The organism is Agromyces sp. NPDC004153, assembly GCF_053603635.1.
The window spans coordinates 1,729,523-1,752,484 of record NZ_JBSGFY010000001.1; the positions used below are offsets into that span (position 1 = coordinate 1,729,523).

Genomic DNA, 22,962 nt, shown 5'->3' on the forward strand with positions numbered 1-22,962 from the left:
GTTCAGCCGACGGATGCCGCGTCAGATCGCCCGGTGGTCGACGAACGACATGCGGGGCCCGCGCCGCGGACGACCGCGCACGCCCGCCGCCTCGAGCAGGCGCACGACGCGGTAGCGGTGACCGGCCCATGGCGTCATCGCCTCGAGCATCTCGTCGTCGGTCATGTCGCGGCCCCAGAGCGCGTGGCCGACGTAGTTCGAGAGGTGGTAGTCGCCCACCGACAGCGCGTCGGCGTCGCCGAACGCGCGCTGCGCGACCTCGGCCGCGGTCCACGCGCCGACCCCGGGCATGAGGGTGAGGCGAGCCGCGGCATCCGTCGCGCTCATGCCCGCTGCCTCCTCGAGGCGGGACGCGTAGCGGGCGGCGTTCGCGATCGTGCGCGCCCGTCGCGGGTCCACGCCGGCCTTGTGCCACTCCCACGTCGGGATCGAGGCCCAGCGGGACGGCGACGGGGCCACGCGCATGCGGCGCGGCGTCGGACCGGGCGCCTCCTCGCCGAACCGCCACACGAGCGTGCGCCACGAGTCGTGCGCCTGCACCGAGATGACCTTCTGCTCGAGGATCGCGGGCACGAGCGATTCGAACACGCGGCCGGTGCGCGGGATGCGCAGGCCGGGATTGCGTCGGTGCGCGTCGTCGAGGAGGCCGATGCGGGGCGCGAACGACGACGGATCGTCGCGCTCCCCGAGCACGTCGGGCGCCGTCGCGACCGCCGCACGCGCCCCGGGACCCCACCCCTCGCATCGGAGCTCGTCGGCCGCGGGCTGCGTGAAGCGCAGCGTCGCGACGCCCTCGTCGGTGCGCGTCGTGCGCCACACCGCGCCCGAGGCTGCGTCGCGGAGGTACGTGGGGTCGGCCGGGCCGCGTCGCAGCGAGCCGACGGTCTGCACCAGGTCGGTCGGATGCCGCGGGCTCCAGGTCAGCTCGTGCTCGGCGATCACGCGTCCAGTGTGCACCACCGGGCTGACAGCCGGATGCGGCATCCGCTCACCGCCCGTGCACGACGAGCACCGGGCAGTGCGCGTGCTCGGCGCACGCAGCGCTCACCGATCCGAGCAGGAGCCCGGCGAAACCGCCGTGCCCGCGGCTGCCGAGCACGAGCATCTCGGCGTGCGCCGACTCGTCGATGAGCACCTCGGCCGGCCGACCGCGGCGCGTCCTGGTCGCGAACCACTCGGGGCGCACCTCGCCGAAGACCTCGTCGGCGGCCCGGCCCACGATGCGCTCGGCGTCGTCCTCGGGGGTCCAGTCGAGCTGCGGGTAGTAGCCGCCGTAGATGAACGACGGGTAGTTCCACACGGCGAGCGCACGTACGCGCAGGTCGAGTCGCGGGGCGAGTCCGGCCGCGTAGCGGAGCGCTGCGATCGAGGACTCCGAGCCGTCGACCCCGACGATCATCGCCGGCGGTCCGGGCTCGGGCTCGGGGTGCGGGTCGGGCGGATGCGGGTCCCGAAGGCTCTCGGGCATGTCCGCATCCTCCTCGCGGCGCGGGCCCGCCGCAAGGGGCGCTCGCGGGCCCTCCGCAAGGGTCGCGCGGCATCCGCGTAGGCTCGCTGCATGCGCTTCGGAACGCTCGAATTCGTGCCCGCACTCGCACGCCCCGACCTGCTCGCCGCACCGACGGCCGAGGCCCTCGCCGCGACCGACGCCGAGTCGACGACGGATGCCGGGGGCGCCCTCGTCGCCGAGATCGACCCGGGCCTCGCCGACACGGCCGCCTTCTGCGAGCACTACGAGATCTCGATGGCCGACGGCGCCAACTGCGTCGTCGTGCAGGCCCGCCGTGGCGAGCGCACCTGGTACGCCGCGTGCCTGGTGCGGGGCTCCGATCGAGCCGACGTGAACGGCATCGTGCGCCGCCACCTCGACGCGCGCAAGCTCTCGTTCGCGTCGATGGACGACGCGGTCGCCCTGACCGGCATGGAGTACGGCGGGATCACGCCCATCGGACTGCCTGCCGACTGGCCGATCCTCATCGACGAGTCGGTGGCGACCCACGAGCGGCTGATCATCGGCAGCGGCATCCGCGGCTCGAAGCTGCTCGTGCCGGGGTCGTTCCTCGCGGCGCTGCCGAACGCCGAGGTGCTCGCGCTGGCGCAGGGAGCCTGACTCCGCGTTCGACGAGTACCCCCGTGTCGGCGGCGGGGTGCAGACTGGCAGCATGTGCGGACGCTTCGCGAACGACGCCAAGGTCGACGAGATGATCCAGGAGTACGTCGCCGAGGGCGGCGACTACCGCGACTGGAGGCCCTCGTACTCGATCGCACCCACGCAGGTCGTGCCGATCGTGCGCGAGCGCAAGAACTCCGACACGGGCGAGGTCACGCGCTCGGTCGACGCCGCGGTGTGGAACTTCCACCCCTCGTTCATGAAGGACTCGAAGCGGCCGCAGTTCAACACGCGCATCGAGACGGTCGCCACCAACGGGCTGTGGAAGGGCGCCTTCGCCTCCTCGCGATGCCTCGTGCCGATGCGGGGCTACTACGAGTGGACGGGCGAGCCGGGGAGCAAGCAGGCCTGGTTCCTGCACGGCGAGGCGCCGCTGCTCGCCGCCGCCGGCATCTACACCGCGCGCAAGGTCGACGACGAGTGGGAGGTCTCGATGTCGATCATCACCCGCGAGGCGAAGGATGCCTCGGGCGAGATCCACGACCGGATGCCCGTGTTCCTCGAGCGCGACGTGTGGGACGAGTACCTGGCGCCCGTCAAGCTCGACGACTCCGGCAAGCAGCAGATGGTCGCCCTGCTCACGGGCGAGTCCGACAAAGTCGCCTCGTCGATCACGAGCTACGAGGTCGACCGCAAGGTCAACAACTCGCGCACCGCGAACCCCGACGACGCGACGCTCATCGAGCCGCTCGACTGAGGCGCGGCGCCGTCGCAGCGGCGCCGCGTCGTGCGCCGAGTCCCGCCCTCAGTCCTCGCGCGCGGCGAGCCGCAGGGTGAGCGGATGCACCTGCTCGCCGACCACCGTCGCGACGATGCGGGGGCTGCTGATCGGGTCGTACTTGGCGTGGTACGACGCATCGATCGCCTCGGGATCGGCGCCCGAGGCATCCGCGAAGTCGACCTCGCGTTCGACGCCGCCCGCGGTGATGCGCCCGCGACCGCGACGCCGCGCGTTGACGAACCAGGGGTTGCTCGGCCCGTACGCGCTGCGCACGAAGAGGTCGTCGCCGACGCGCACGACCCAGATGATGATCGGCCTGCTGAAGCTGCCGTCCCGGCGGCGTGAGGAGACGCGCAGCTCCTCCGCTCCCCCGATGCGGTCGAGCTCGTCGCTCGTCCAGGTGCTCATGGTTCGATCCTGACACCCGGGCCCGACATCGGCGACCCCTTGCGCCGATGTCCCCATGGAGCGACCGCCGGCGTCAGCGAGGCGGAGATGGGTCGAGCCTGTCACGCGAGCGGATGCACCGGCCGGCGTGTGCCTCAGTCGCGGCCGGTGAGGAACTCGAGCGCGGCCGTCCGGAACACGCGCGACCCCGGCGCGTTGAAGTGGTGCCGGTCGGGCAGTTCGACGAACGTGCCGTTCGGCGTGGCCGCGGCGAGCGCACGCGACCGCTCGAGGATCGCGTCCTCGGAGCCCGTCGCGAACAGGATGCGCTGAGCGGGCGGATTCGACGGGTCGGGGTCGGCGTCGCCGAACCGCATGCCCTCGGCCAGTGCGATGAGCGCGCGCAGGTCGTTGCCCGCGACCCGCTCGGCCAGCGTCACGTAGTTGCGGGTGACCGCGTCCTCGACGGGCGTGCCGTGCTCGGCGTAGGCGCGGGCCTGGTCGATCTGCATGCGCGCGAGCGGGCGTCCGTCGGGGATGCCGCCGAGCACCGCGCGCTCGACGTGGTGCGGCACCTGCACGGCGACCTGCCAGCCGACGCGCGCGCCGAGCGAGTAGCCGACGTAGAGCACGGTGTCGAGCAGATAGGTGTCGAGCACCGTGACGAGGTCGCCCACCAGGGCGTCCATCGTGTACTCCCCCGGGTCGTGCGGCTTGTCGCTCGCCCCGTGTCCGCGCTGGTCGACGCCGAGCACGCGGTAGCCCGCGCGCGTGAGGTCGCGCACCCAGCCCGTGTTCACCCAGTTGTCGCGGCAGCTCGACGCGAACCCGTGCACCGCGAGCACGGTGGGCGCATCCTCCTCGCCCCAGAGGTAGGTGGCGATGCGGCGGCCGTCGCCCGACATCACGTACTGCGGCGACGGCATCTCGGTGAGGGCGGGGATCGCGTCGATCATGTCGGCCATTCTCCTCCCCGGCCGTCGACGGACGTCTCCCGACCGTCGCACGGCGACCCGGCGTGGACGTCATCGTCACTGGTCGCCGAGCGGGACGCGGCATCCGGCCGACTGGGCCGCCTACGACTCGACCGTGATCTCGGCGGGAGGCGGCGGCACCCGATGCCCGATCGCCGTCTCGAGGAGTCGACGGAGCTCGGGACGCGCCACGTCGTCGAGCGACGCGAGCCGCACGTTGCGGATCCTCGCGCCGGTGCCCTGCAGCAGCCCGGTCGGGTCGTCGAGCTCGACACCGTACGGGAACGCCATGGCGACGTGCCGGTCGTGGGGCAGGATCCACGCGAACTGGTCGCTCATCTTGCGGGGGCCCGTGCCGTAGCCCGCGCTGCGCTGGGTCGGCCAGACGACCTCGACCGTCTGCGGCAGCACGACGAAGACCAGGCGACGCGCGGCGATCGCGATCTCCGCGACCGCGTCGGGGCGACCCTCGAGGATGCCGCGGAACTCCGCGTCCGTCGTCGTGACGATGCCCTCGGCCATGCCCCCAGTGTGGCAGGCTCGCCCGTCGTTCCCGCAGCTTCCAAAGAAACACTTGCAAATGCTTCTTTGCAGAGGTATCTTTGCATCATGAGCGACAACGACGAGACCCCGAAGCTGCACGAGGCGATGCTCGATGCGGCGGCCCTGCGGGCGCTCGCGCACCCGCTCCGCATCCGCATCCTCGACGAGCTCTCGGCCTACGGGCCGCTCACGGCGACCGGCCTCGCCGACCGACTCGGAGAGTCGAGCGGTGCCACGAGCTACCACCTGCGCCAGCTCGAGAAGCACGACCTCGTGCGCGAGGTGAAGGGCCGGGGCACCGCGCGCGAGCGCTGGTGGGAACGTCGCCCCGGCGGCATCGCCACCCCAGACGCCCGCGTCTTCGCACCCGGAAGCGCAGAACGCCTTGCGACCCAGCTCATCACGAACGAGTGGGAGCGCGGGCGACAGCAGAACTACCACGAGTTCCTCGTGGAGGGCGAGGAGGCCTTCGGTCCCGAGTGGATCGACGCCGCGACGAGCGACACGGTCAACCTCCGGCTCACGCCCGACGAGCTCCGCGCCGTCGCGCGCGACGTCGAGGTCGTCGTGCAGGGCTACATCGACCGCTTCCGCGGCAACCCCTCGCCGGGCGCCCGCCCGGTGCAGCTGCACCTCAACGCGTTCCCGCTCGTGCGGGGCGCGGCCACCGAAGGCGACGCCCGCGCCGAGAACCACACGCACGCCGAGAACGACACCCACACCGAAGACGACGCACGAACGGAGGACCCGTCATGAGCGCCACCCTGACCCGACCCGTCTCCCCCGCCACGGGGATCGCCGCCGCCGCCATCCGCGCCGGTCGAGCCCTCGAGGCCTGGGGCCGAGCCCGCGCCCTGCGCCGTCGCGAGCAGCACCTCGAGGCGGTCCGCCTCGCCACCGAGGCCACCGAGGCGCGGCGCCGCCGCGATGCGCTGATCGCGTCGACCACGCACGCGCCGCTCATCTGATGCGCATCGCGGTCGCGGGCACGCACGCGAGCGGCAAGAGCACGCTCATCGCCGACTTCCTGGCGGCGCACCGAGAGTACGAGCACGAGCCCGAGCCCTACGAGTGGCTCCACGACGACCTCGAGGCGCCCGATGCGGACAGCTTCTTCCGCCAACTGCAGCTCGCAGTGCGGAGTTCCGGCGAACACGGTCCGGGCGAGCGAGTGATCGCCGAGCGATCGCCGCTCGACTTCCTCGCCTATCTCATGGCGCTCGACGAGCTCGACCGTGGTGGCCGATCGGCCGACCTCACCACGCGCGCCGAGCCGCTGGCGGCCGCGGGCATGCGCTGCATCGACCTGCTCGTCGTGCTCCCCCTCGGCTCCGGCTCCGATCGCATCGACGTCGACGGGTCCGAGGACCCGGCGCTCCGCGAGGCGATGAACGACGTCCTGCTCGAGCTCGTCGACGGCACCGGACTCGTCGGCGCGCACACCGTCGTCGTGGAGGTCTCGGGCTCGCCGGCGCAGCGACTCGCGGCGCTCGAGGCGGCCCTCGAGGCGGCCCTCGCGGCATCCGTCGCGCCCGACGACGTCAGGCGCGGATGAGCTGCACGCCGGCCGCGGCGAGTGCCGACATCGCCGGTCCATCAGCCGCGTCGGTCACGACGGCGCTCACGGCCGCCAGCGGCAGCACCTCGAACGCGGATGCCGCGCCGATCTTCTCCGAGCTCGCGAGCACGTAGGTGTCGCCGGCCCGCGCCGCGATCGCACGCTTGAGCGCGGCCTCGTCGCGATCGCCGGTCGTGAGTCCCGCCTCGGCGTGCACCCCGGTGACGCCGAGCAGGAACACGTCGACCCGCAGGAGGGAGACGGCTTCGAGCGCCGTCGCGCCCGAGGCGACCATCGAGTGCCGGAACAGCCGGCCGCCGATGATCTCCACGTCGACGTCGGGGTGATCGGCGAGCGCCACCGCGATCGTGGGGCTGTGCGTCACGATCGTCGCCCGCAGGTCGCGCGGCAGCGCATCGACCACGGCGAGTGCGGTCGTTCCGCCGTCGAGAGCGACCACCGATCCCGGCGTGACCAGGGCGGCAGCGGATGCCGCGACGCGCCGCTTGCCCTCAGCGGCGACCGAGGTGCGCGCGGCGTAGTCGGCCACGGCGGGCGACACGGGGAGTGCACCGCCGTAGACGCGCTGCACGAGCCCCCCGGAGGCGAGCTCGCGCAGGTCGCGGCGGATCATGTCCTCGGTGACACCCAGCTCGCCCGCGATCTCGCGCGCGACGAGCCGGCCGTCGCGACGGAGTCGTTCGAGCAGCAGGTCCCGGCGTTGTGCAGTCAGCACACGTTTCTCCTTGTTTTTGCGTGTTTATCCATACTATGGTGTCGAACCGTGGAATCCAAGCTCATCCTCATCGCCGGCCCCTACCGCTCGGGCACGGGCGACGACCCCGTCCTCCTCGACCGGAATCTCCGCCGGCTCGAGGAGGCCGCGTGGCCGATCTTCCGCAAGGGCCACGTGCCGATGATCGGCGAGTGGGTCGCGCTGCCCGTGCTCTCGAGCGCCGGCGCGGGCGGCATCGCCGATCCCCTGGCCGACGAGGTGCTCTACCCCACCGCGCACCGGCTCCTCCAGCACTGCGACGCCGTGCTGCGCCTGCCGGGCGACTCACGCGGGGCCGACCTCGACGTCGCCATCGCACGGGAGCGCGGTATCCCGGTCTACACCTCGATCGACGAGATCCCCGACGCGGCGGCCGCCGCGTGATCCATCCCCGGCCGGGGTGCGGCCGACCCCCCGCATACCCCTAGAATCTCGACGACGGTCCAGTGAAGGGACGCATGTGAGGTCGATCTGGGCCGCGGCGCGGACGCGCCCCATCCTGCTTGTCACGGTTGTCGCGATCATCGTGCTGGCGGGCGCGACGACGCTCATCGTCACCCTCGGCGGGGGCGCCTCGTCGGCGCTCGAGCCGACGTCGATCCCGACCCCGGCAGAGGCATCCCGTCCAGCGAAGCCGCGTGCAACGACGACCCCGACACCGACACCATCGAGCACTCCCGCTCCCGCCCCCGTCGAGGCTGCGCCGGCACCGGCCCCAGGCCCGGCACCGGACCAGGCTTCGGCGCCCGAGCCTGCGCCGGCCCCCGCCCCTGAGCCGGCGGGATGGCCGCCGCCCGCGGGTGCCTCCGAGTTCGGCTGGGTCGGTGGAGGCTACTACGTCCAATGCCCCGACATGTCGGGCAGCCAGGTCGTGAAGGACTTCTACTGGACGGCGCCGCACGCGACGACCGTGGAACTGTACGTCGCGATCACGAATCGTGACGCGCAGGCGACGGACGGCTACGCACTGGTCGCCTCGGTGCAAGGCCCGTCAGGCGTCGCGGGAGTGCCGATCACGTGCGGAGCGGGCACCTCGTACACGATCAAGATCCTGACGATGAATGCCGCCGGCTCTGCCGCGACTCACATGTGGGGCGGCATCGGCCTCTGACCGCATCACTGGCCGGTCTTCAGGATCGGCTCTGCGCCACTTCGACGCCCGACGCGCCCATTCGACTGGCGCAACCCACGCCGAAGTGGCGCAGCGGGCGCGCGCCTCGCCGCGACGCCCTGGCCTAGGACGAAAGCAGCTCCCGCCGGACCACGGCGGCACTCCAACGCCCGAGCACGACGCCCGCGACCGTGTCCGAGATGTGGTGCTGGCCGCGGTAGATGCGCGAGAGCGCGATGCCACCGGGAATCCCGTACCGCAGCAGGGGCCTGAGGACGCGGGTGCCGCGGCCTCCGTGCCGATCGAGCAGGTCGGCGAGGGTGGTGTGGATCGCGACCGCCGCCGCCGTGTGCCCCGACGGGAACGACGACGTCGCGTGCGGCTGCTCCGGCCGCCACACGCCCCGGGGGCGCGGCCGTGCCACCAGTGCGGCGGATCCGACGAAGCATGCCGTCTCGAGCGCGAGGACCGCACCGGGGGCGACCGCGGAGCGCCGGTCGCGCGTGAGCAACCACGTCACGCTGCACCAGAACACCCCGTTCGCGATCGTCTGCGGCACCCCCGAGTACCAGGAGAGCGGAGCGGTGACGCGATCGAGCAGCTCGCGCGTCTCGGGCGGATCGACCGGCGCGCCGTCGTGGTCGGGGCGGTGGCCGAACGCCGCCTGCATCGCGCGTACCGGCCGGTCCTCGAGGGGGTCGTCGCCGCCGACGAGCCGTACGACCCGACCGGTTGCGGCGAGCACCGCGATCGCCCCGAGGCTCGGCAGGATGAACGTGCGGAGGAACGCGTGCATGCCCGCAGCCTAGCCACCGGGGCGTCCGCCCCCGCCCTCGCCGGAAGAATCATGCGACGACGTGCATCCGAACCCGCCCCGGGAGGAGAAGTACTGGTATCGGGCGCAATCGCGCCCGCCGATTGAAGGGGATTCCAATGAAGCGCATTCTCGCCACCGGATTCATCGCCGCGCTCGCCACGTTCGGCGCCGCCGGCGCCGCCCACGCTGCACCCTCCGACGCTGCCTGCTTCGGCCAGGTGCACAAGACCATCAACACCGAAGGCGCCCTCGGATTCACCAACGTCGGAGACGTCGTCGATGCGGTCGGCGGCCAGGGCAAGAAGGAGATCGCCAGGGGTCTCTGCGACTGAGCGGTCCTGACGCTTCTCAGCGCCGTCTTCGACGGAAACGGCCCGGGTCGATGACCCGGGCCGTTCTGTCTGACCTTGGTGCGCAAGGGGGGAGTTGAACCCCCACGCCCTCACGGGCACACGGACCTGAACCGTGCGCGTCTGCCTATTCCGCCACTTGCGCATGCTGCGACGCACACAGGTGCGAACCAGCCAACCGAGACTAACATCTCGTCGCGGCGATCGCCATTCGGCGGCCACGACCCCCGACCTCGGCGCCGATGCAGGAGGAATCACCCGACTCGCCGGCCGTCGAACCCCGACACGCCGTGAACGACCCGGGACTTCCTGCATCGCCGCCGCCGACCCCGGAACGACCCCCGTCGAGGGGCGCCCATGCTCCCAGACCCGACCCACGACCCGCAACCACCCCGGCAACGTGACATCCGGCCCTCGCGCTGACCCTCGATGCAGCCCTAGCATCGACAGAGGTTCTGGCGCCCGCACCGACCGAAGCGACGAGACGTTCCCCCACCGACGCGACGAGACGAAAGGATCGCCCCGTGACCCATTCCCCCATCGCCCCCGAGGCGGCCGACCTCAGCGGCATCCGCGGCTACCTGTTCGACCTCGACGGCGTGCTCACGCCCACCGCGGTCGTGCACATGCACGCGTGGTCGCGGCTGTTCACGCCCTTCCTCGAGGCGCATGGCGCGAAGCCGTACTCCGACGACGACTACTTCGCCTACATCGACGGCAAGCCCCGGTACGACGGGGTCCGGTCGCTGCTCGCCAGCCGCGGCATCGTCGTCGACGAGGGCGAGGTGACGGATGCCGCGACCGCCGACACGGTGCACGGCCTCGGCAACCGCAAGAACGACGCCTTCAACGCCACGCTCGCCGAGGAGGGCGTGGAGGCCTACCCGGCGAGCGTCGCGTTCCTCGACGCGGTCACGCGCGGGGGCGCGAGGATCGCCGTGGTCTCGAGCTCCAAGAACGCGCCGTCGGTGCTCGCCGCCGCGGGCCTCGCCGACCGCTTCGAGGTCGTCGTCGACGGCGCCGTCGCCGCCCGCGACGGCCTGCCCGGCAAGCCCGAGCCCGACACGTTCGAGCGCGCAGCCGAGCTGCTCGGCCTCGACACCGCGGAGTGCGCCGTGGTCGAGGACGCGGAGTCCGGCGTGAAGGCCGGTGCGGCCGGAGAGTTCGGTATCGTCATCGGGGTCGATCGCGGCGTCGGCCGCGAGGCCCTCCGGGAGCTCGGCGCCGACGTGATCGTCGACGAGCTCGACGAGCTCATCCCCGCCGTCGAGCGCGCCGCCGCGGCATCTGGCACCGCGTCGCCCGGTGCCGCGGCCGCCGATGTCCCCCCGAACCCCACCGACTCCCCTGCCCCCAGCACCCGAGAGGAACCTGCATGAGGTTCGCCGACCACGACCCGCTGAATCGCAGCCGGTTCCCCATCGACGAGTGGGCGCTCATCGAGACGGAGTTCGGCGTGGCCGACATGGGCCGCACCGAGACCCTCTTCGCGGTGGGCAACGGCTACCTCGGCCTGCGCGGCAACGTCGAGGAGGGCCGCGACGGCCACATGCACGGCACGTTCGTGAACGGGTTCCACGAGACGTGGCCGATCCGCCACGCCGAGGAGGCGTTCGGATTCGCCCGCGTCGGCCAGACGATCGTGAACGCACCCGACGCCAAGGTCATCCGCCTCTACGTCGACGACGAGCCGCTCGTCATCACGGTCGCCGAGATCCTCGCCTACGAGCGCCGACTCGACTTCCGCCTCGGCTCGCTCTCCCGCTCGATCGAGTGGCGCACGCCGTCGGGCAAGCGCGTGCTCATCACGAGCCGGCGCATGGTGTCGTTCACCGACCGGCACCTCGCCCTCATCGACTACGAGGTCGAGCTCCTCGACGCGGATGCCGCGGTCACCATCTCGAGCCAGATCCTGAACCGCCAGGACGGGCGCGACGAGTACCGGTCGGGCGTGCAGGAGCCGCAGGGCGCCTTCGACCCGCGCAAGGCGGAGCAGTTCACCGAGCGCGTGCTGCAGCCGCGCGTGAAGCGCGCCGAGGGATCGCGCTACATGCTCGGCTACCAGTCCACGAACTCGGGCATGACGATGGCGATCGGCGCCGAGCACTCGATCGAGACCGAGAACGAGTTCACCGAGTCGGGCACGATCGGCGACGACCTCGCGAAGCACATCTACCGGGTGCACGCGAAGCAGGGCCAGCCGATCCGGATCACGAAGGCGATCAGCTACCACACGGCCCGCACGGTGCCGGCGCGCGAGCTCGTGGACCGCGCCGACCGCACGCTCGACCGGGCGGCCGAGCTCGGCGTGGCCGAGATCTTCGACCAGCAGCACTCGTGGCTCGACGACTACTGGGCGCGCTCCGACGTCGAGATCGAGGGCCACCCGGCGCTGCAGCAGGCCATCCGCTGGAACCTGTACCAGCTCGCGCAGGCCACCGCGCGCACCGACGGCGACGGGGTCGCCGCGAAGGGCGTCTCGGGCTCAGGCTACGGCGGCCACTACTTCTGGGACAGCGAGATCTACGTCATGCCGTTCCTCAGCTACACGGCCCCCGTGGTGGCGCGGAACGTACTGCGATTCCGGCAGCGGATGCTCGACGCCGCCCGCGGCCGTGCGCTCGAGCTCAACCAGCGCGGGGCCCTCTTCCCCTGGCGCACCATCAACGGCCTCGAGTCGAGCGCGTACTACGCGGCCGGCACCGCGCAGTACCACATCGACGCGGACATCGCCTTCGCGCTCTGCCAGTACGTCGCCGCGACGGGCGACGTCGACTTCCTCGCCCGGGGCGCGATCGACATCCTCGTCGAGACCGCGCGCATGTGGGAGGACCTCGGGTTCTGGCGCACCGGCGCCGACGACGTGTTCCACATCCACGGCGTCACCGGGCCCGACGAGTACACGACGGTCGTGAACGACAACCTCTACACGAACGTCATGGCGCGGGCGAACCTCGCTGCCGCGGCATCCGCGGTCGACAACCTGCAGGTCAACGACCCGATCGCGTACCACAAGCTGGTCGCGCGCCTCGAGGTCACCCCGGCCGAGGTGGCGAGCTGGCGTCGCGCGGCCGCGCACATGCACATCCCCTACGACGAGCAGCTCGGCATCCACCCGCAGGATTCCGCGTTCCTGCAGAAGGAGCTGTGGGACCTGGAGAACACGCCGGAGGACCGACGGCCGCTGCTGCTGCACTACCACCCGCTCGTCATCTACCGGTTCCAGGTGCTGAAGCAGGCCGACGTGGTGCTCGCGCTGTACCTGCAGGGCGACCGGTTCTCGACCGAGGCGAAGCGCGCGAACTTCGAGTACTACGACCCGCTGACCACGGGCGACTCGACGCTGTCGGCGGTCGTCCAGTCGATCATCGCCGCCGAGGTCGGCTACCACGAGCTGGCCATGCGGTATTTCCGCTCGGCGCTCTTCGTCGACCTCGCCGACCTGCACCACAACGCGGCCGACGGCGTGCACGTGGCCTCGACGGGCGGCGTGTGGGCCGCGCTCGTGTCGGGCTTCGGCGGGTTCCGCGACCACAACGGCGTCTTCTCGTTCGACCCGCGCCTGCCCGACGACTGGCGGAAGCTGGTGTACCGCCTGACGCTGCGCGGAAGCCGTGTGCGCGTGGAGCTGGAGCCCGAGTCGATCACGTTCGTCGTGGAGGCGGGCGACGAGGTGCCGCTGAAGGTGCGCGGCACCGACGTGGTCGTCACGGCGGATGCCCCGGTCAGCGTCCCGCTCGACGGCCAGGGGCCCCGGCTGTACGGCGCGCCGACCATGCGCGACGTCGCCGGATCGCGCCGCGCGGACGGCACGCTGCTCACCGCCTCGATCCCCACGCTGTCGCTCGACGTCGACGAGGAGGAAACAGCCATTCCGATCGACTGACAGCGGGCGTTCACAGCCGCTGCGGCTACCATGACACCATCACGAACGGGATCGGGAGACCTGTGGGCCTACTGGACAACTTCGAGAAGGGTCTCGAACGCGCCGTGAACGGCGCATTCGCGAAGACCTTCCGCTCGGGGCTGCAGCCCGTGGAGATCACGGCGGCGCTGAAGCGCGAGATCGACACGAAGGCAGCGGTCGTCTCGCGCGACCGCGTGCTCGTGCCGAACACGTTCGCCGTGCGCATGTCGCCGACCGACCACGACCGAATGGCGGGCCTGGGTCCCGCCCTCATCGACGAGCTCACCGACCTCGTGCAGAAGCACGCCGCCAGCCAGCGGTTCCAGTTCGCCGGCGGCATCTCCATCGAGCTCCAGCCCGATCCGGCCCTCTCCGAGGGCATGGTGCAGGTCGACTCCCGCAACGTGAAGGGCCAGGTCGCCTGGACGCCCGTGCTCGACGTGGGCGGCAAGCGCTACCCGATCCTGAAGGGCCGCACGGTCATCGGCCGTGGCAGCGACGCCGACGTGACCCTCGACGACTCCGGCGCCTCGCGTCGTCATGCCGAGGTGCAGTGGGACGGCACGCGCGCCCGCGTGCGCGACCTCGGCTCGACGAACGGCACCCAGCTCAACGGCGCGCCCGTGCGCGACGCCGTGCTCGAGCCCGACTCCGTCATCACCATCGGCCGCTCGCGGATCGTGTTCCGCGTGCTGGCCCAGGCCTCCGCGCCCGCCGGCCGTGGCGCCGACCCCGCCACGCAGCGCCACGACATGGGCGGGTTCTGGGGGCCCGGCGAATGAGCGAACTCACCCTCCTGGTCCTCCAGCTCGGTTTCCTCGTCCTGCTCTGGGTCTTCGTCTTCGCGATCGTGTACTCGCTGCGCAGCGACCTGTTCGGGCAGCGCGTGCGCAAGCTGCAGCCCGAAGCCGCGGCGGCCGCGGCGCCGGCGCCGGCGGCCGCATTCCCCGCCGCCGCACCCGCCCCATCGGCTCACCCGGCCGCGCCCGCCTCGGGCCCCGGAGGCGAGACCGCCTCCACCGAGAACGCCACCCGCCTCGTCATCACGAGCGGGCAGAAGGCCGGGGCGGAGTTCCCGCTCGGCCGCGACGAGATCACGATCGGCCGGTCGAGCGACTCGGCGATCATCATCCGCGACGACTACACGTCCACCCACCACGCCCGACTCATGCTGTGGAACGGCCGCTGGATGATCCAGGACCTCGACTCCACGAACGGCACGTTCCTCAACGGCTCCCGAGTGACCGTGCCGACGCCGATCCCGCTCGGAGCCACGGTCAAGGTCGGAGCGACGACGTTCGAGCTGCGACGGTAGCCGATGGCGAACGTCAAGGCGAGCGCGGCGGTCTCGCACGTCGGCCGGATCCGCTCGAACAACCAGGACTCCGGCTACGCCGGGCGGCGGCTCTTCCTCGTCGCCGACGGCATGGGCGGACACGCCGGCGGCGACATCGCGAGCGCGATCGCGACCCGCCGCATCGCCGAGGCCGACGCCGACTACGGCACGGCGCCCGAGGCCGCGGCCGCCCTCGAGGGTGCCCTGGTCGCCGCCAACCGCCAGCTCGCCGAGACGGTCGCCGACCACTCGGAGCTCACCGGCATGGGCACGACCGTCAGCTCGCTGCTCCTCGAGGAAGACCGCGTCGTCATCGCCCACATCGGCGACTCCCGCATCTACCTGCTGCGCTCCGGCGAGCTCAGCCAGATCACGACCGACCACACGTTCGTGCAGCGTCTCGTCGACGCCGGTCGCATCACGGCCGAGGAGGCCATGGTGCATCCGCGTCGCTCGGTGCTCATGCGCGTGCTCGGCGACGTGGAGAGCTCGCCCGAGATCGACTCCATGGTGCTCGACACCGCTCCGGGCGACCGGTGGATGCTCTGCTCCGACGGCCTGTCCGGCGTCGTCTCGTTCGACGAGATCCAGGAGTTCATGTCGGCGGACGCCGGCGCGAAGCAGGTCGCCGACCGGCTCGTGAAGGCCTCCCTCGACGGCGGAGCGCCCGACAACGTGACCGTGGTCGTCATCGACGTGGGCGATCCGCCCGCACCCGAGACGCCGCCGCTCGTCGTCGGCTCGGCGGCGGCCCCGCTCGCGTTCGGCGCTGCGGCGGAGCCGGTGCGCGCCCGCGGCATCCGCCTGCCCACCCTGCGCCCGCACCCGGTGCAGGAGACGCACTTCGAGCCCGACTCCCAGGACTACTTCGACGAGCTCATCGAGGAGGACGCGCGTCGCCGTCGCCGTCGCCGCTGGATGTGGGGCTTCTGGATCGTGCTGCTCGTCGCCGCGATCGTCACGACGTTCGTGCTCGGCTACCAGTGGACGCAGACGCGCTACTACGTGGGGGAGTACAACGGCCGGGTGGCCATCTACCAGGGCATCCAGCAGGACCTCGGGCCGATCTCGCTGCACGAGCTCCACACCGAGACCACCATCGACGTGGCCGACCTGCGCACCTACGACCAGCAGCGCGTGGAGCAGACGATCAGCGCGAGCTCCTTCTCCGAGGCCTACCGCATCGTGCAGCGACTGGAGGACTCCGTTGACTGACGCCGCAGGACGCACGGCGGAGGCACCCCGCTCGGGCGGGCCGCCCACCGCATCGGTGCGTCGCATCCGGTTGCCGCAGAAGCTGCGCAACATGGAGCTCTGGCTCCTCATCGTGGCGTGCATCATCAACTCCGCCGCGATCGTGCTCGTGCAGCTCGGCGCCATGGGCCGCATCGACACGCAGCTCGTGCTGCTCGGCGCCGGCCTCTCGGCCCTCGTGTTCGGCCTGCACATCGCGATGCGCTTCGTCGCCCGCGACGCCGACCCGTTCCTGCTGCCGATCGCCACCGTGCTCAACGGACTCGGCATCGCGATGATCTACCGCATCGACATCGCCAACGGCGAGGGCGGCTGGGAGAGCGCGTCGGTGCGCCAGATCGTCTGGAGCGCGATCGCGATCGTGGCCGCCATCGCCACGATGCTGCTGATCCGCAACCACCGCGTGCTGTTCCGCTACACCTACCTCTCGGGTCTCATCGCGATCGTGCTGCTCCTGCTGCCGCTCGTGCCCGGCATCGGTCGCGAGGTGAGCGGCGCTCGCGTGTGGATCGGCGTGGGCGACTTCGCCACCTTCCAGCCCGGCGAGATCGCGAAGATCGCGCTGGCGGTGTTCTTCGCCGGCTACCTCGTCCGCAACCGGGACTCGCTCTCGATGGTGGGCACGAAGTTCCTCGGCATGCAGTTCCCGCGCGCCCGCGACCTCGGCCCGCTGCTCGTCGTCTGGGCCCTGTCGATGGCCGTCATCGTGTTCCAGCGCGACCTCGGCACCGCCCTCCTCTACTTCGGGCTGTTCCTCGTGATGCTCTACGTCGCCACCAGCCGCCTGTCGTGGGTCGTGCTCGGTCTCACCCTGTTCATCGGCGGCGCGCTGGTGGCGAGCCAGACGCTCGACTACGTGAGCAACCGCTTCGCGAACTGGCTCGATCCGTTCAGCCCCGACCGCTTCGACCAGGAGTTCGGCGGCAGCTACCAGCTCGTGCAGGGGTTGTTCGGCCTCGCGAACGGCGGCCTCATCGGCACCGGCTGGGGACAGGGCCGGCCCGACATCACGCCGGTCCCACAGAGCGACTACATCATCGCGAGCCTCGGCGAGGAGCTCGGGCTCGCGGGCATCTTCGCGATCCTCGCGCTCTACGTGCTGCTCGTCGCGCGCGGGTTCCGCATCGGCTTCGCCGGCCAGGACGACTTCGGCAAGCTCCTCGGCGTCGGACTCGCGTTCGTCATCGCGCTGCAGGTCTTCATCGTGGTGGGCGGCGTCACCCGCGTCATCCCGCTGACGGGCCTGACCACGCCGTTCCTGGCTGCGGGCGGTTCGTCGCTCGTCGCGAACTGGATCATCGTCGCGCTGCTGCTGAGGCTGTCCGATACCGTGCGCAACCATCCGAGGCTGGTGATCGACGGATGAACCGCGAACTCAAGCGCGTCACGATCGTGGTGCTGCTCATGTTCCTCACGCTCTTCGTGTCGACGACGGTCATCCAGTACGCGCAGGCCGAGGCCCTCGCCGCCGACCCGCGCAACTCGCGCACGCTCTACGAGAGCTACTCGGTCGAGCGCGGCCCGATCCTGGTCGGCGGCGAGCCGATCGCGTTCTCGCAGCCGTCCGACGACGTCTACAAGTTCCAGCGCGTGTACCCGAACGGCCCGCTCTACGCCCCCGTGACCGGGTACATCCCCGTCAACGGCGAGGCGACCGGCCTCGAGCGCTCCCTCAACGACTACCTCAGCGGACAGAGCTCGAGCCAGTTCTTCGACTCGCTCAACCGCATCATCTCCGGGCAGGACCCGATGGGGGCGTCCGTGGAGGTCGCCATCGACCCGGTCGCGCAGCAGGCCGCGTGGGACGCGCTCGGCGACTACACGGGCGCGGTCATCCTCACCGAGCCGGCGACCGGGCGCATCCTCGCCATGGTGACGAAGCCGACCTACGACCCCAACGCGCTCGCGGTGCACGACAGCGAGCAGGTGCAGGCGACGTTCGACGGCCTGCTCGCCGACCCGAGCGACCCGCTGTTCAACCGCGCGACCGGCGGCGACATGAACCCCCCGGGATCGACGTTCAAGCTCGTCGTCACCGCCGCTGCCCTCGAGTCGGGGCGCTACACGCCCGAATCGACGTTCCCGAACCCGGCGTCGCTCACGCTGCCCGGCACCGACGCGGTCGTGCGGAACTCGGGCGGCGGCACCTGCGGCCCCGGCGCCGAGGTCACGCTGGCCGACGCGCTGCGACTCTCGTGCAACATCCCGATGGCCGAGCTGGGCATGGAGCTCGGCGACGCCGCCATCCGCGACCAGGCCGAGAAGTTCGGCTTCAACTCCGAGTTCGTCATTCCGAACCTCACCGAGGTGAGCACCTACCCTCGCGTGCTCGACGAGCCGCAGACCGCGCTGACCGCGTTCGGACAGGGCGACGTGCGCGCGACGCCGATGCAGATGGCGATGGTCTCCGCGGCGATCGCCAACGGCGGCATCGTGATGAACCCCAACCTCGTCGACGGCGTCACGGCCCCCGATTTCACGCCGCTGCAGGAGTTCGAGCCCGCGGAATTCGGTCGTGCGATCAGCGAGGAGACGGCGAACACCATGGTGCAGATGATGGTGAACGGCGTCGAGAACGGGGCCGCGAGTAATGCAAGAATAGACGGCGTCAGCGTGGCCGGTAAGACGGGTACAGCAGAGAACGGAGAGAGTGACCCCTACACTCTCTGGTTCACGGGTTTTGCCCCCGCCGACAACCCTCAGTATGCGATCACGGTACTCGTGGAGGATGGCGGGGGACTTGGTCAGGAGGGGTACGGCAATCTCATCGCCGCACCCATCGCAAAGCAGGTACTAGAGGCGGTGCTGAACACATGAGACCGAGCGCAGGGCTCACCTTCGGAGGGCGCTACGAACTGCAGTCCCGGATCGCCATCGGCGGCATGGGCGAGGTGTGGCAGGCCACCGACCTCGTCATCGGGCGGCAGGTCGCGATCAAGATCCTGAAGGACGAGTACCTCGGCGACCCCGGCTTCCTCGAGCGGTTCCGCGCCGAGGCCCGCCACGCCGCGCTCGTGAACCACGAGGGCATCGCCAATGTCTTCGACTACGGCGAGGAGGAGGGCAGCGCCTACCTCGTGATGGAGCTCGTCCCCGGCGAGGCGCTCTCGACGATCCTCGAGCGCGAGCACGTGCTCTCCACCGACAAGGTGCTCGACATCGTCGCCCAGACCGCCGCGGCGCTCCAGGCCGCCCACGCGGCCGGCCTCGTGCACCGCGACATCAAGCCGGGCAACCTGCTCATCACGCCCGACGGGCGTGTGAAGATCACCGACTTCGGCATCGCGCGCATCGCCGACCAGGTGCCGCTCACCGCGACCGGCCAGGTCATGGGCACGGTGCAGTACCTCTCGCCCGAGCAGGCGTCGGGGCACCCCGCGTCGCCCACGACTGACATCTACTCGCTCGGCATCGTCGCCTACGAGGCCCTCGCCGGACGCCGCCCGTTCACGGGCGAGTCGCAGGTCGCCATCGCGATGGCGCAGATCAACGAGACGCCGCCCGACCTGCCCGTCACGGTGTCGGAGCCGGTGCGCAACCTCGTCTACGCGTGCATCGCGAAGAACCCCGCCGACCGCCCGCAGTCCGCCGCACATCTCGCGCGCGCCGCGCAGGCGCTGCGGCGCGGCGATGTGCAGGGCGCGGCCGCGGCGGTGCCCGCGGTGCTCGGCGCCGCCGGCGCCACCGCGGCGACCATGCTCATGCCCGCTGCCGCGGGTGCCACCGCGGCCACCACCGTGCTGCCGTCCGCAGGCGGCGTCGGCGCGGCCGGAATCACCGACAGCGAGGCGATCGAGGAGGAGCCGGCTCCGAAGAAGCGCAGCCCGTGGACGTGGCCGCTCATCGTGCTCATCGCGATCCTCGCGATCGTGCTCATCGGCACGCTCATCGCACTCGCGCTCAACCAGGGCAACGACGATCCGGCGGCGTCGACCACCGGCCGGCCCACGTCCACGAGCGCCCCGCCCACCACGCCGAGCGCCCCGCCCACCACCGAGGCCCCGCAGACGATCCAGGTCGACCGCAACGCCTACATCGGCATGAACGTCGACGAGGCGGCGGCGCAGATCGAGGCGCTCGGCCTTCCGGTGAGCCGGCAGGAGGGCGGTCGCGCGACCGAGCCCGGCCAGGCCAACACGGTGACCGACGTGAACCCGAGCGGCCCGGTGCCGCCCGGCACGACGATCACGCTGACCTACCTGGGCGACCCCGAGCAGCCGGGCGCGCCCAGCGAGGGTCCGACCGTGAACGGCAGCACGACGGGCGAGGTCGACGCCGGATCCACCGTGCAGGTCTCGTGGACGCAGCAGAGCTGCCCCTCGGGTCAGACGCTCAGCGGATACACGATCACCGTCAGCGGCGGCTCCATCCAGGGCAGCTCGAACCCCGCGCAGACGTCGGTCGGCCCCGGCCAGACGAGCGTCTCCGTCCAGGTGGCGAACACGCCGGGCAGCAACCTCGCAGCGGACTTCCTGTACTTCTGCGGACAGCTGAGCTCGCCGAGCTCCCCGACGTCCACCTTCCAGATCCAGCAGTGAGCCCGAGCGCGGACAGGACATCACAGTGAGCGATGAAGGACGCGTCCTCGCGGGGCGTTACCGCGTCGGCGCGCTCATCGGTCGCGGCGGCATGTCCGACGTCCACGTCGGCTCCGACACCCGGCTGGGCCGGAAGGTCGCGATCAAGCTCCTGAAGCCGCAGCTCGCCACAGACCCGGCGTTCCGCATGCGGTTCCGGCAGGAGGCGCAGTCGGCGGCGCGCATGGCGCACCCCACGATCGTCCGCGTGTTCGACGCCGGCGAGGAGACGGTCGTCGACCCGTCCGGGCACGAGGTGCAGCTGCCGTTCATCGTGATGGAGTTCGTCGAGGGACGGCTGCTCAAGGACATCATCCACGACGGTCCGCTCGAGCCGGTCGCGGCCGTGCGCGTGATCGACGGCGTGCTCACCGCACTCGAGTACTCGCACCGAGCGGGCGTCGTGCACCGCGACATCAAGCCCGGCAACATCATGATCACCACCACCGGCCAGGTGAAGGTGATGGACTTCGGCATCGCGCGCGCGGTGTCCGACTCGTCGACGACGGTCGCGCAGACCACCGCCATCCTCGGCACGGCCTCCTACTTCTCGCCCGAGCAGGCGAAGGGCGAGACCGTGGACGCGCGCACCGACCTCTACTCGACGGGTGTCGTGCTGTTCGAGATGCTCACGGGCCGGCCGCCGTTCCGCGGCGACACCCCGGTCGCGGTCGCGTACCAGCACGTGAGCGAGCGCCCGGTGAAGCCGAGCGCCATCAATCCCAAGGTCTCCCCTGCGCTCGACGCCGTCGTGCTGCATGCGCTCACCAAGAACCGTGAGGAGCGGTACCAGACGGCCGCGGAGTTCCGGGCCGACGTCGATATCGCGGCATCCGGTCGCGTGCCCGTGCACCGCCGGCCCGACGAGGCGACGCTGCTGTTCGGCGCCCCCACGAGCTCGCTGACCAGCTCCGAGCTCGCGCTGCGCCAGCTCACCGAGGACGAGACGATGTCGCGCACCCAGCGGCGGCCGCCGGCCATCTGGATCTGGTCTGGCATCATCGGCGTCGTCGTCATCGTCATCGCGGTCATGTACTGGGCGTTCAACCTGCAGCCGACCGACGACCTCCCGTCGAACGCGCGCGAGATCCCGGCCCTGGCCGGCGTCACCTACGAGGAGGCGGTCTCGCAGCTGCAGGAGCTCGGGCTGCCGGCGACGCGCATCGACGAGACCAGCGACACGGTGGCCGCCGGCCAGGTGATCCGCACCGACCCGCCCGAGGGTGAGATCGTCGACACCAACACCGCGGTGACGGTGTACGTCTCGTCGGGTCGAGAACCCGTGACGGTCCCCGACGTGCGCAACAAGACCCTCGAACAGGCGAAGGCCGACGTGCAGGCGGCCGGGCTCGTGCCCGGCACCGAGACGCGCGAGAATTCGCCGACGGTACCCGCCGACACGGTCATGGGCAGCACGCCCGAGGCCGGCACCTCGGCCGAGGCCGGCTCGTCGGTCGACTTCCGCATCTCGAGCGGCCTCGTCACGCTGACCGACCTGACGGGACAGACGCTGGCCGCTGCCTCGTCGTACCTGTCGGCCGAGAACCTGCAGCTGACCCCGGTGCCGAAGCCCGATCCGTCGTGCGATTCGCAGCCCGGTTCACCGGTCACGCAGCAGTCGCTGCCACCGGGCGACGTCCCGCAGCGCTCCGAGGTCGAGCTCACCTACTGCGCCGGCTGAGCCCCCTCAGTCCGCTCGAACGAGCGGATTCAGGCCCACCGCCCTCTGGCGCGCCTCGGGAAGCCCGGCGACGGCGAGCCAGTTGCCGAGCATCCGGTAGCCGCCCTCGGTGAGCACCGACTCGGGGTGGAACTGCACCCCGTAGATGGGTGCGGACTCGTGGCGGAGCCCCATGATGACGCCGCCCTGGGTGCGACTCGTCACCACGAGCTCGGACGGCACGGTGCCGTCGACCACTGCGAGCGAGTGGTACCGCGTCGCGGTGAACGGCTGCGGCACGCCGTCGTAGAAGTCGCTGTCGTCGTGCGTGATCCGCGACGTCTTGCCGTGCATGAGTTCCTCGGCGTTGGTCACCGTGGCGCCGAAGGCCTCGGCGATCGCCTGGTGGCCGAGGCACACGCCGAGCAGCGGCTGCCCCGACGCGAGTGCCGCCTCGACGACCGGGATCGAGACGCCGGCGTCGCCCGGCTTGCCGGGCCCGGGCGAGATGAGCACGGCGTCGTACTCCGCGATGCGCGCAGGCACGTCGGAGACGTCGATGTCGTCGTTGCGCACGACCTCGGTCTCCGCACCGAGCTCCTGCAGGTAGCCGTTGAGCGTGTAGACGAAGCTGTCGTAGTTGTCGATGACGAGAACGCGGGTCATGAGTCCACCGTGACTTCGATCGGATTGACGATGCCGTCCACCCAGGGGAACACCCAGGTGAAGAGGGCGAAGACCACTGCTGCGAGGAGCAGCAGGAGCAGGATGACCCGAACCCAGGCCGGGCCGGGCAGGATCCGCCACAGAGCAGCGTACATC

At 71.2% G+C, this 22,962-nt stretch carries 26 protein-coding genes and 1 tRNA gene; 17 read left to right on the plus strand and 10 right to left on the minus strand.

Annotation, left to right across the window (positions count from 1 at the left end; translation table 11 throughout):
• Window positions 1–21: 21 nt before the first annotated feature.
• Window positions 22–942, minus strand: a complete 921-nt coding sequence (locus tag ACWEOH_RS07960) for a DNA-3-methyladenine glycosylase family protein (protein WP_452029813.1) — start codon at window positions 940–942, stop codon at window positions 22–24.
• A 46-nt stretch (window positions 943–988) separates the two neighbouring features.
• Window positions 989–1,468: a universal stress protein gene (locus tag ACWEOH_RS07965; RefSeq protein ID WP_452029815.1), complete on the minus strand. Its 480-nt coding sequence runs from the start codon at window positions 1,466–1,468 to the stop codon at window positions 989–991.
• 90 nt (window positions 1,469–1,558) lie between these two features.
• On the opposite strand from ACWEOH_RS07965, the gene ACWEOH_RS07970 reads away from it, so the two are divergent.
• Window positions 1,559–2,110 carry a YbaK/EbsC family protein gene (locus tag ACWEOH_RS07970; RefSeq protein ID WP_452029817.1) on the plus strand — a complete coding sequence of 184 codons (552 nt, stop codon included), beginning with the start codon at window positions 1,559–1,561 and terminating at the stop codon, window positions 2,108–2,110.
• Window positions 2,111–2,162: 52 nt separating this feature from the next.
• A complete protein-coding gene (locus ACWEOH_RS07975) occupies window positions 2,163–2,867 on the plus strand; it encodes an SOS response-associated peptidase (RefSeq protein ID WP_452029819.1) in 705 nt (234 codons plus the stop codon).
• A gap of 48 nt (window positions 2,868–2,915) precedes the next feature.
• Here ACWEOH_RS07975 and ACWEOH_RS07980 read toward each other — a convergent pair whose 3' ends face one another.
• The 3 genes from ACWEOH_RS07980 to ACWEOH_RS07990 all read right to left on the minus strand — a co-directional run bounded on the left by ACWEOH_RS07980 (window position 2,916) and on the right by ACWEOH_RS07990 (window position 4,774).
• A complete protein-coding gene (locus tag ACWEOH_RS07980; protein WP_452029821.1) occupies window positions 2,916–3,299 on the minus strand; it encodes a DUF2255 family protein in 384 nt (127 codons plus the stop codon).
• Window positions 3,300–3,433: 134 nt separating this feature from the next.
• Window positions 3,434–4,234 (minus strand): alpha/beta fold hydrolase, encoded by an 801-nt coding sequence (locus tag ACWEOH_RS07985; RefSeq protein ID WP_452029823.1) that lies wholly within the window; start codon window positions 4,232–4,234, stop codon window positions 3,434–3,436.
• 120 nt (window positions 4,235–4,354) lie between these two features.
• A complete protein-coding gene (locus ACWEOH_RS07990) occupies window positions 4,355–4,774 on the minus strand; it encodes a hypothetical protein (protein ID WP_452029825.1) in 420 nt (139 codons plus the stop codon).
• 87 nt (window positions 4,775–4,861) lie between these two features.
• Between ACWEOH_RS07990 and ACWEOH_RS07995 the strand changes: the two genes are divergently transcribed.
• The 3 genes from ACWEOH_RS07995 to ACWEOH_RS08005 are packed head-to-tail and all read left to right on the plus strand — an operon-like array spanning window position 4,862 to window position 6,350.
• On the plus strand, window positions 4,862–5,551 hold the full coding sequence (locus ACWEOH_RS07995; RefSeq protein ID WP_452029827.1) for a helix-turn-helix domain-containing protein: 690 nt from the start codon (window positions 4,862–4,864) through the stop codon (window positions 5,549–5,551).
• Window positions 5,548–5,763: a hypothetical protein gene (locus ACWEOH_RS08000; protein ID WP_452029828.1), complete on the plus strand. Its 216-nt coding sequence runs from the start codon at window positions 5,548–5,550 to the stop codon at window positions 5,761–5,763. The genes ACWEOH_RS07995 and ACWEOH_RS08000 overlap by 4 nt, the downstream gene beginning before the upstream one ends.
• On the plus strand, window positions 5,763–6,350 hold the full coding sequence (locus ACWEOH_RS08005) for an AAA family ATPase (RefSeq protein WP_452029830.1): 588 nt from the start codon (window positions 5,763–5,765) through the stop codon (window positions 6,348–6,350). The genes ACWEOH_RS08000 and ACWEOH_RS08005 overlap by 1 nt, the downstream gene beginning before the upstream one ends.
• On the opposite strand, the gene ACWEOH_RS08010 is transcribed toward ACWEOH_RS08005, so the two are convergent.
• Window positions 6,337–7,089 carry a DeoR/GlpR family DNA-binding transcription regulator gene (locus ACWEOH_RS08010; RefSeq protein ID WP_452029832.1) on the minus strand — a complete coding sequence of 251 codons (753 nt, stop codon included), beginning with the start codon at window positions 7,087–7,089 and terminating at the stop codon, window positions 6,337–6,339. The two genes, ACWEOH_RS08005 and ACWEOH_RS08010, sit on opposite strands and share 14 nt — an antisense overlap.
• Before the next feature lie 48 nt (window positions 7,090–7,137).
• Here ACWEOH_RS08010 and ACWEOH_RS08015 point away from each other — a divergent pair, with 48 nt between their 5' ends.
• Both ACWEOH_RS08015 and ACWEOH_RS08020 read left to right on the plus strand, forming a co-directional pair.
• The gene (locus tag ACWEOH_RS08015) at window positions 7,138–7,512 is read left to right on the plus strand and encodes a DUF4406 domain-containing protein (RefSeq protein WP_452029833.1); all 375 of its coding nucleotides are present in this window, start codon (window positions 7,138–7,140) and stop codon (window positions 7,510–7,512) included.
• Window positions 7,513–7,981: 469 nt separating this feature from the next.
• On the plus strand, window positions 7,982–8,239 hold the full coding sequence (locus ACWEOH_RS08020; RefSeq protein ID WP_452029835.1) for a hypothetical protein: 258 nt from the start codon (window positions 7,982–7,984) through the stop codon (window positions 8,237–8,239).
• Between the two features lie 124 nt (window positions 8,240–8,363).
• Here ACWEOH_RS08020 and ACWEOH_RS08025 read toward each other — a convergent pair whose 3' ends face one another.
• On the minus strand, window positions 8,364–9,035 hold the full coding sequence (locus ACWEOH_RS08025; protein WP_452029837.1) for a phosphatase PAP2 family protein: 672 nt from the start codon (window positions 9,033–9,035) through the stop codon (window positions 8,364–8,366).
• 137 nt (window positions 9,036–9,172) lie between these two features.
• Here ACWEOH_RS08025 and ACWEOH_RS08030 point away from each other — a divergent pair, with 137 nt between their 5' ends.
• On the plus strand, window positions 9,173–9,388 hold the full coding sequence (locus ACWEOH_RS08030) for a hypothetical protein (protein ID WP_452029839.1): 216 nt from the start codon (window positions 9,173–9,175) through the stop codon (window positions 9,386–9,388).
• A 76-nt stretch (window positions 9,389–9,464) separates the two neighbouring features.
• Here the strand turns inward: ACWEOH_RS08030 and ACWEOH_RS08035 are convergent.
• Window positions 9,465–9,551: transfer RNA gene (locus tag ACWEOH_RS08035), tRNA-Leu, on the minus strand.
• Window positions 9,552–9,930: 379 nt separating this feature from the next.
• On the opposite strand from ACWEOH_RS08035, the gene ACWEOH_RS08040 reads away from it, so the two are divergent.
• From ACWEOH_RS08040 to pknB, 9 genes are all read left to right on the plus strand, one after another.
• The gene (locus ACWEOH_RS08040) at window positions 9,931–10,785 is read left to right on the plus strand and encodes an HAD family hydrolase (RefSeq protein ID WP_452029841.1); all 855 of its coding nucleotides are present in this window, start codon (window positions 9,931–9,933) and stop codon (window positions 10,783–10,785) included.
• Window positions 10,782–13,292: a glycoside hydrolase family 65 protein gene (locus ACWEOH_RS08045; RefSeq protein WP_452029843.1), complete on the plus strand. Its 2,511-nt coding sequence runs from the start codon at window positions 10,782–10,784 to the stop codon at window positions 13,290–13,292. Before ACWEOH_RS08040 ends, ACWEOH_RS08045 begins: the two co-directional genes overlap by 4 nt.
• 62 nt (window positions 13,293–13,354) lie before the next feature.
• Window positions 13,355–14,095, plus strand: coding sequence for an FhaA domain-containing protein (locus ACWEOH_RS08050; protein WP_452029845.1), 741 nt, complete (start codon window positions 13,355–13,357; stop codon window positions 14,093–14,095).
• Window positions 14,092–14,628, plus strand: coding sequence for an FHA domain-containing protein FhaB/FipA (locus tag ACWEOH_RS08055; protein WP_452029846.1), 537 nt, complete (start codon window positions 14,092–14,094; stop codon window positions 14,626–14,628). The genes ACWEOH_RS08050 and ACWEOH_RS08055 overlap by 4 nt, the downstream gene beginning before the upstream one ends.
• Before the next feature lie 3 nt (window positions 14,629–14,631).
• Entirely contained in the window at window positions 14,632–15,864 is a 1,233-nt protein-coding gene (locus ACWEOH_RS08060) for a PP2C family protein-serine/threonine phosphatase (protein ID WP_148733006.1), read from the plus strand.
• Window positions 15,857–17,269, plus strand: a complete 1,413-nt coding sequence (locus tag ACWEOH_RS08065) for an FtsW/RodA/SpoVE family cell cycle protein (RefSeq protein WP_452029849.1) — start codon at window positions 15,857–15,859, stop codon at window positions 17,267–17,269. The genes ACWEOH_RS08060 and ACWEOH_RS08065 overlap by 8 nt, the downstream gene beginning before the upstream one ends.
• Entirely contained in the window at window positions 17,266–18,720 is a 1,455-nt protein-coding gene (locus ACWEOH_RS08070) for a peptidoglycan D,D-transpeptidase FtsI family protein (protein WP_452029851.1), read from the plus strand. The genes ACWEOH_RS08065 and ACWEOH_RS08070 overlap by 4 nt, the downstream gene beginning before the upstream one ends.
• Window positions 18,717–20,441, plus strand: a complete 1,725-nt coding sequence (locus tag ACWEOH_RS08075; protein WP_452029853.1) for a protein kinase domain-containing protein — start codon at window positions 18,717–18,719, stop codon at window positions 20,439–20,441. The genes ACWEOH_RS08070 and ACWEOH_RS08075 overlap by 4 nt, the downstream gene beginning before the upstream one ends.
• A gap of 25 nt (window positions 20,442–20,466) precedes the next feature.
• Entirely contained in the window at window positions 20,467–22,161 is a 1,695-nt protein-coding gene (pknB, locus tag ACWEOH_RS08080) for a Stk1 family PASTA domain-containing Ser/Thr kinase (RefSeq protein ID WP_452029855.1), read from the plus strand.
• A 6-nt stretch (window positions 22,162–22,167) separates the two neighbouring features.
• On the opposite strand, the gene ACWEOH_RS08085 is transcribed toward pknB, so the two are convergent.
• A complete protein-coding gene (locus ACWEOH_RS08085) occupies window positions 22,168–22,806 on the minus strand; it encodes an anthranilate synthase component II (protein WP_452029857.1) in 639 nt (212 codons plus the stop codon).
• Window positions 22,803–22,961 (minus strand): hypothetical protein, encoded by a 159-nt coding sequence (locus ACWEOH_RS08090; protein WP_187432534.1) that lies wholly within the window; start codon window positions 22,959–22,961, stop codon window positions 22,803–22,805. Before ACWEOH_RS08090 ends, ACWEOH_RS08085 begins: the two co-directional genes overlap by 4 nt.
• Between the last annotated feature and the right edge of the window lies 1 nt (window position 22,962).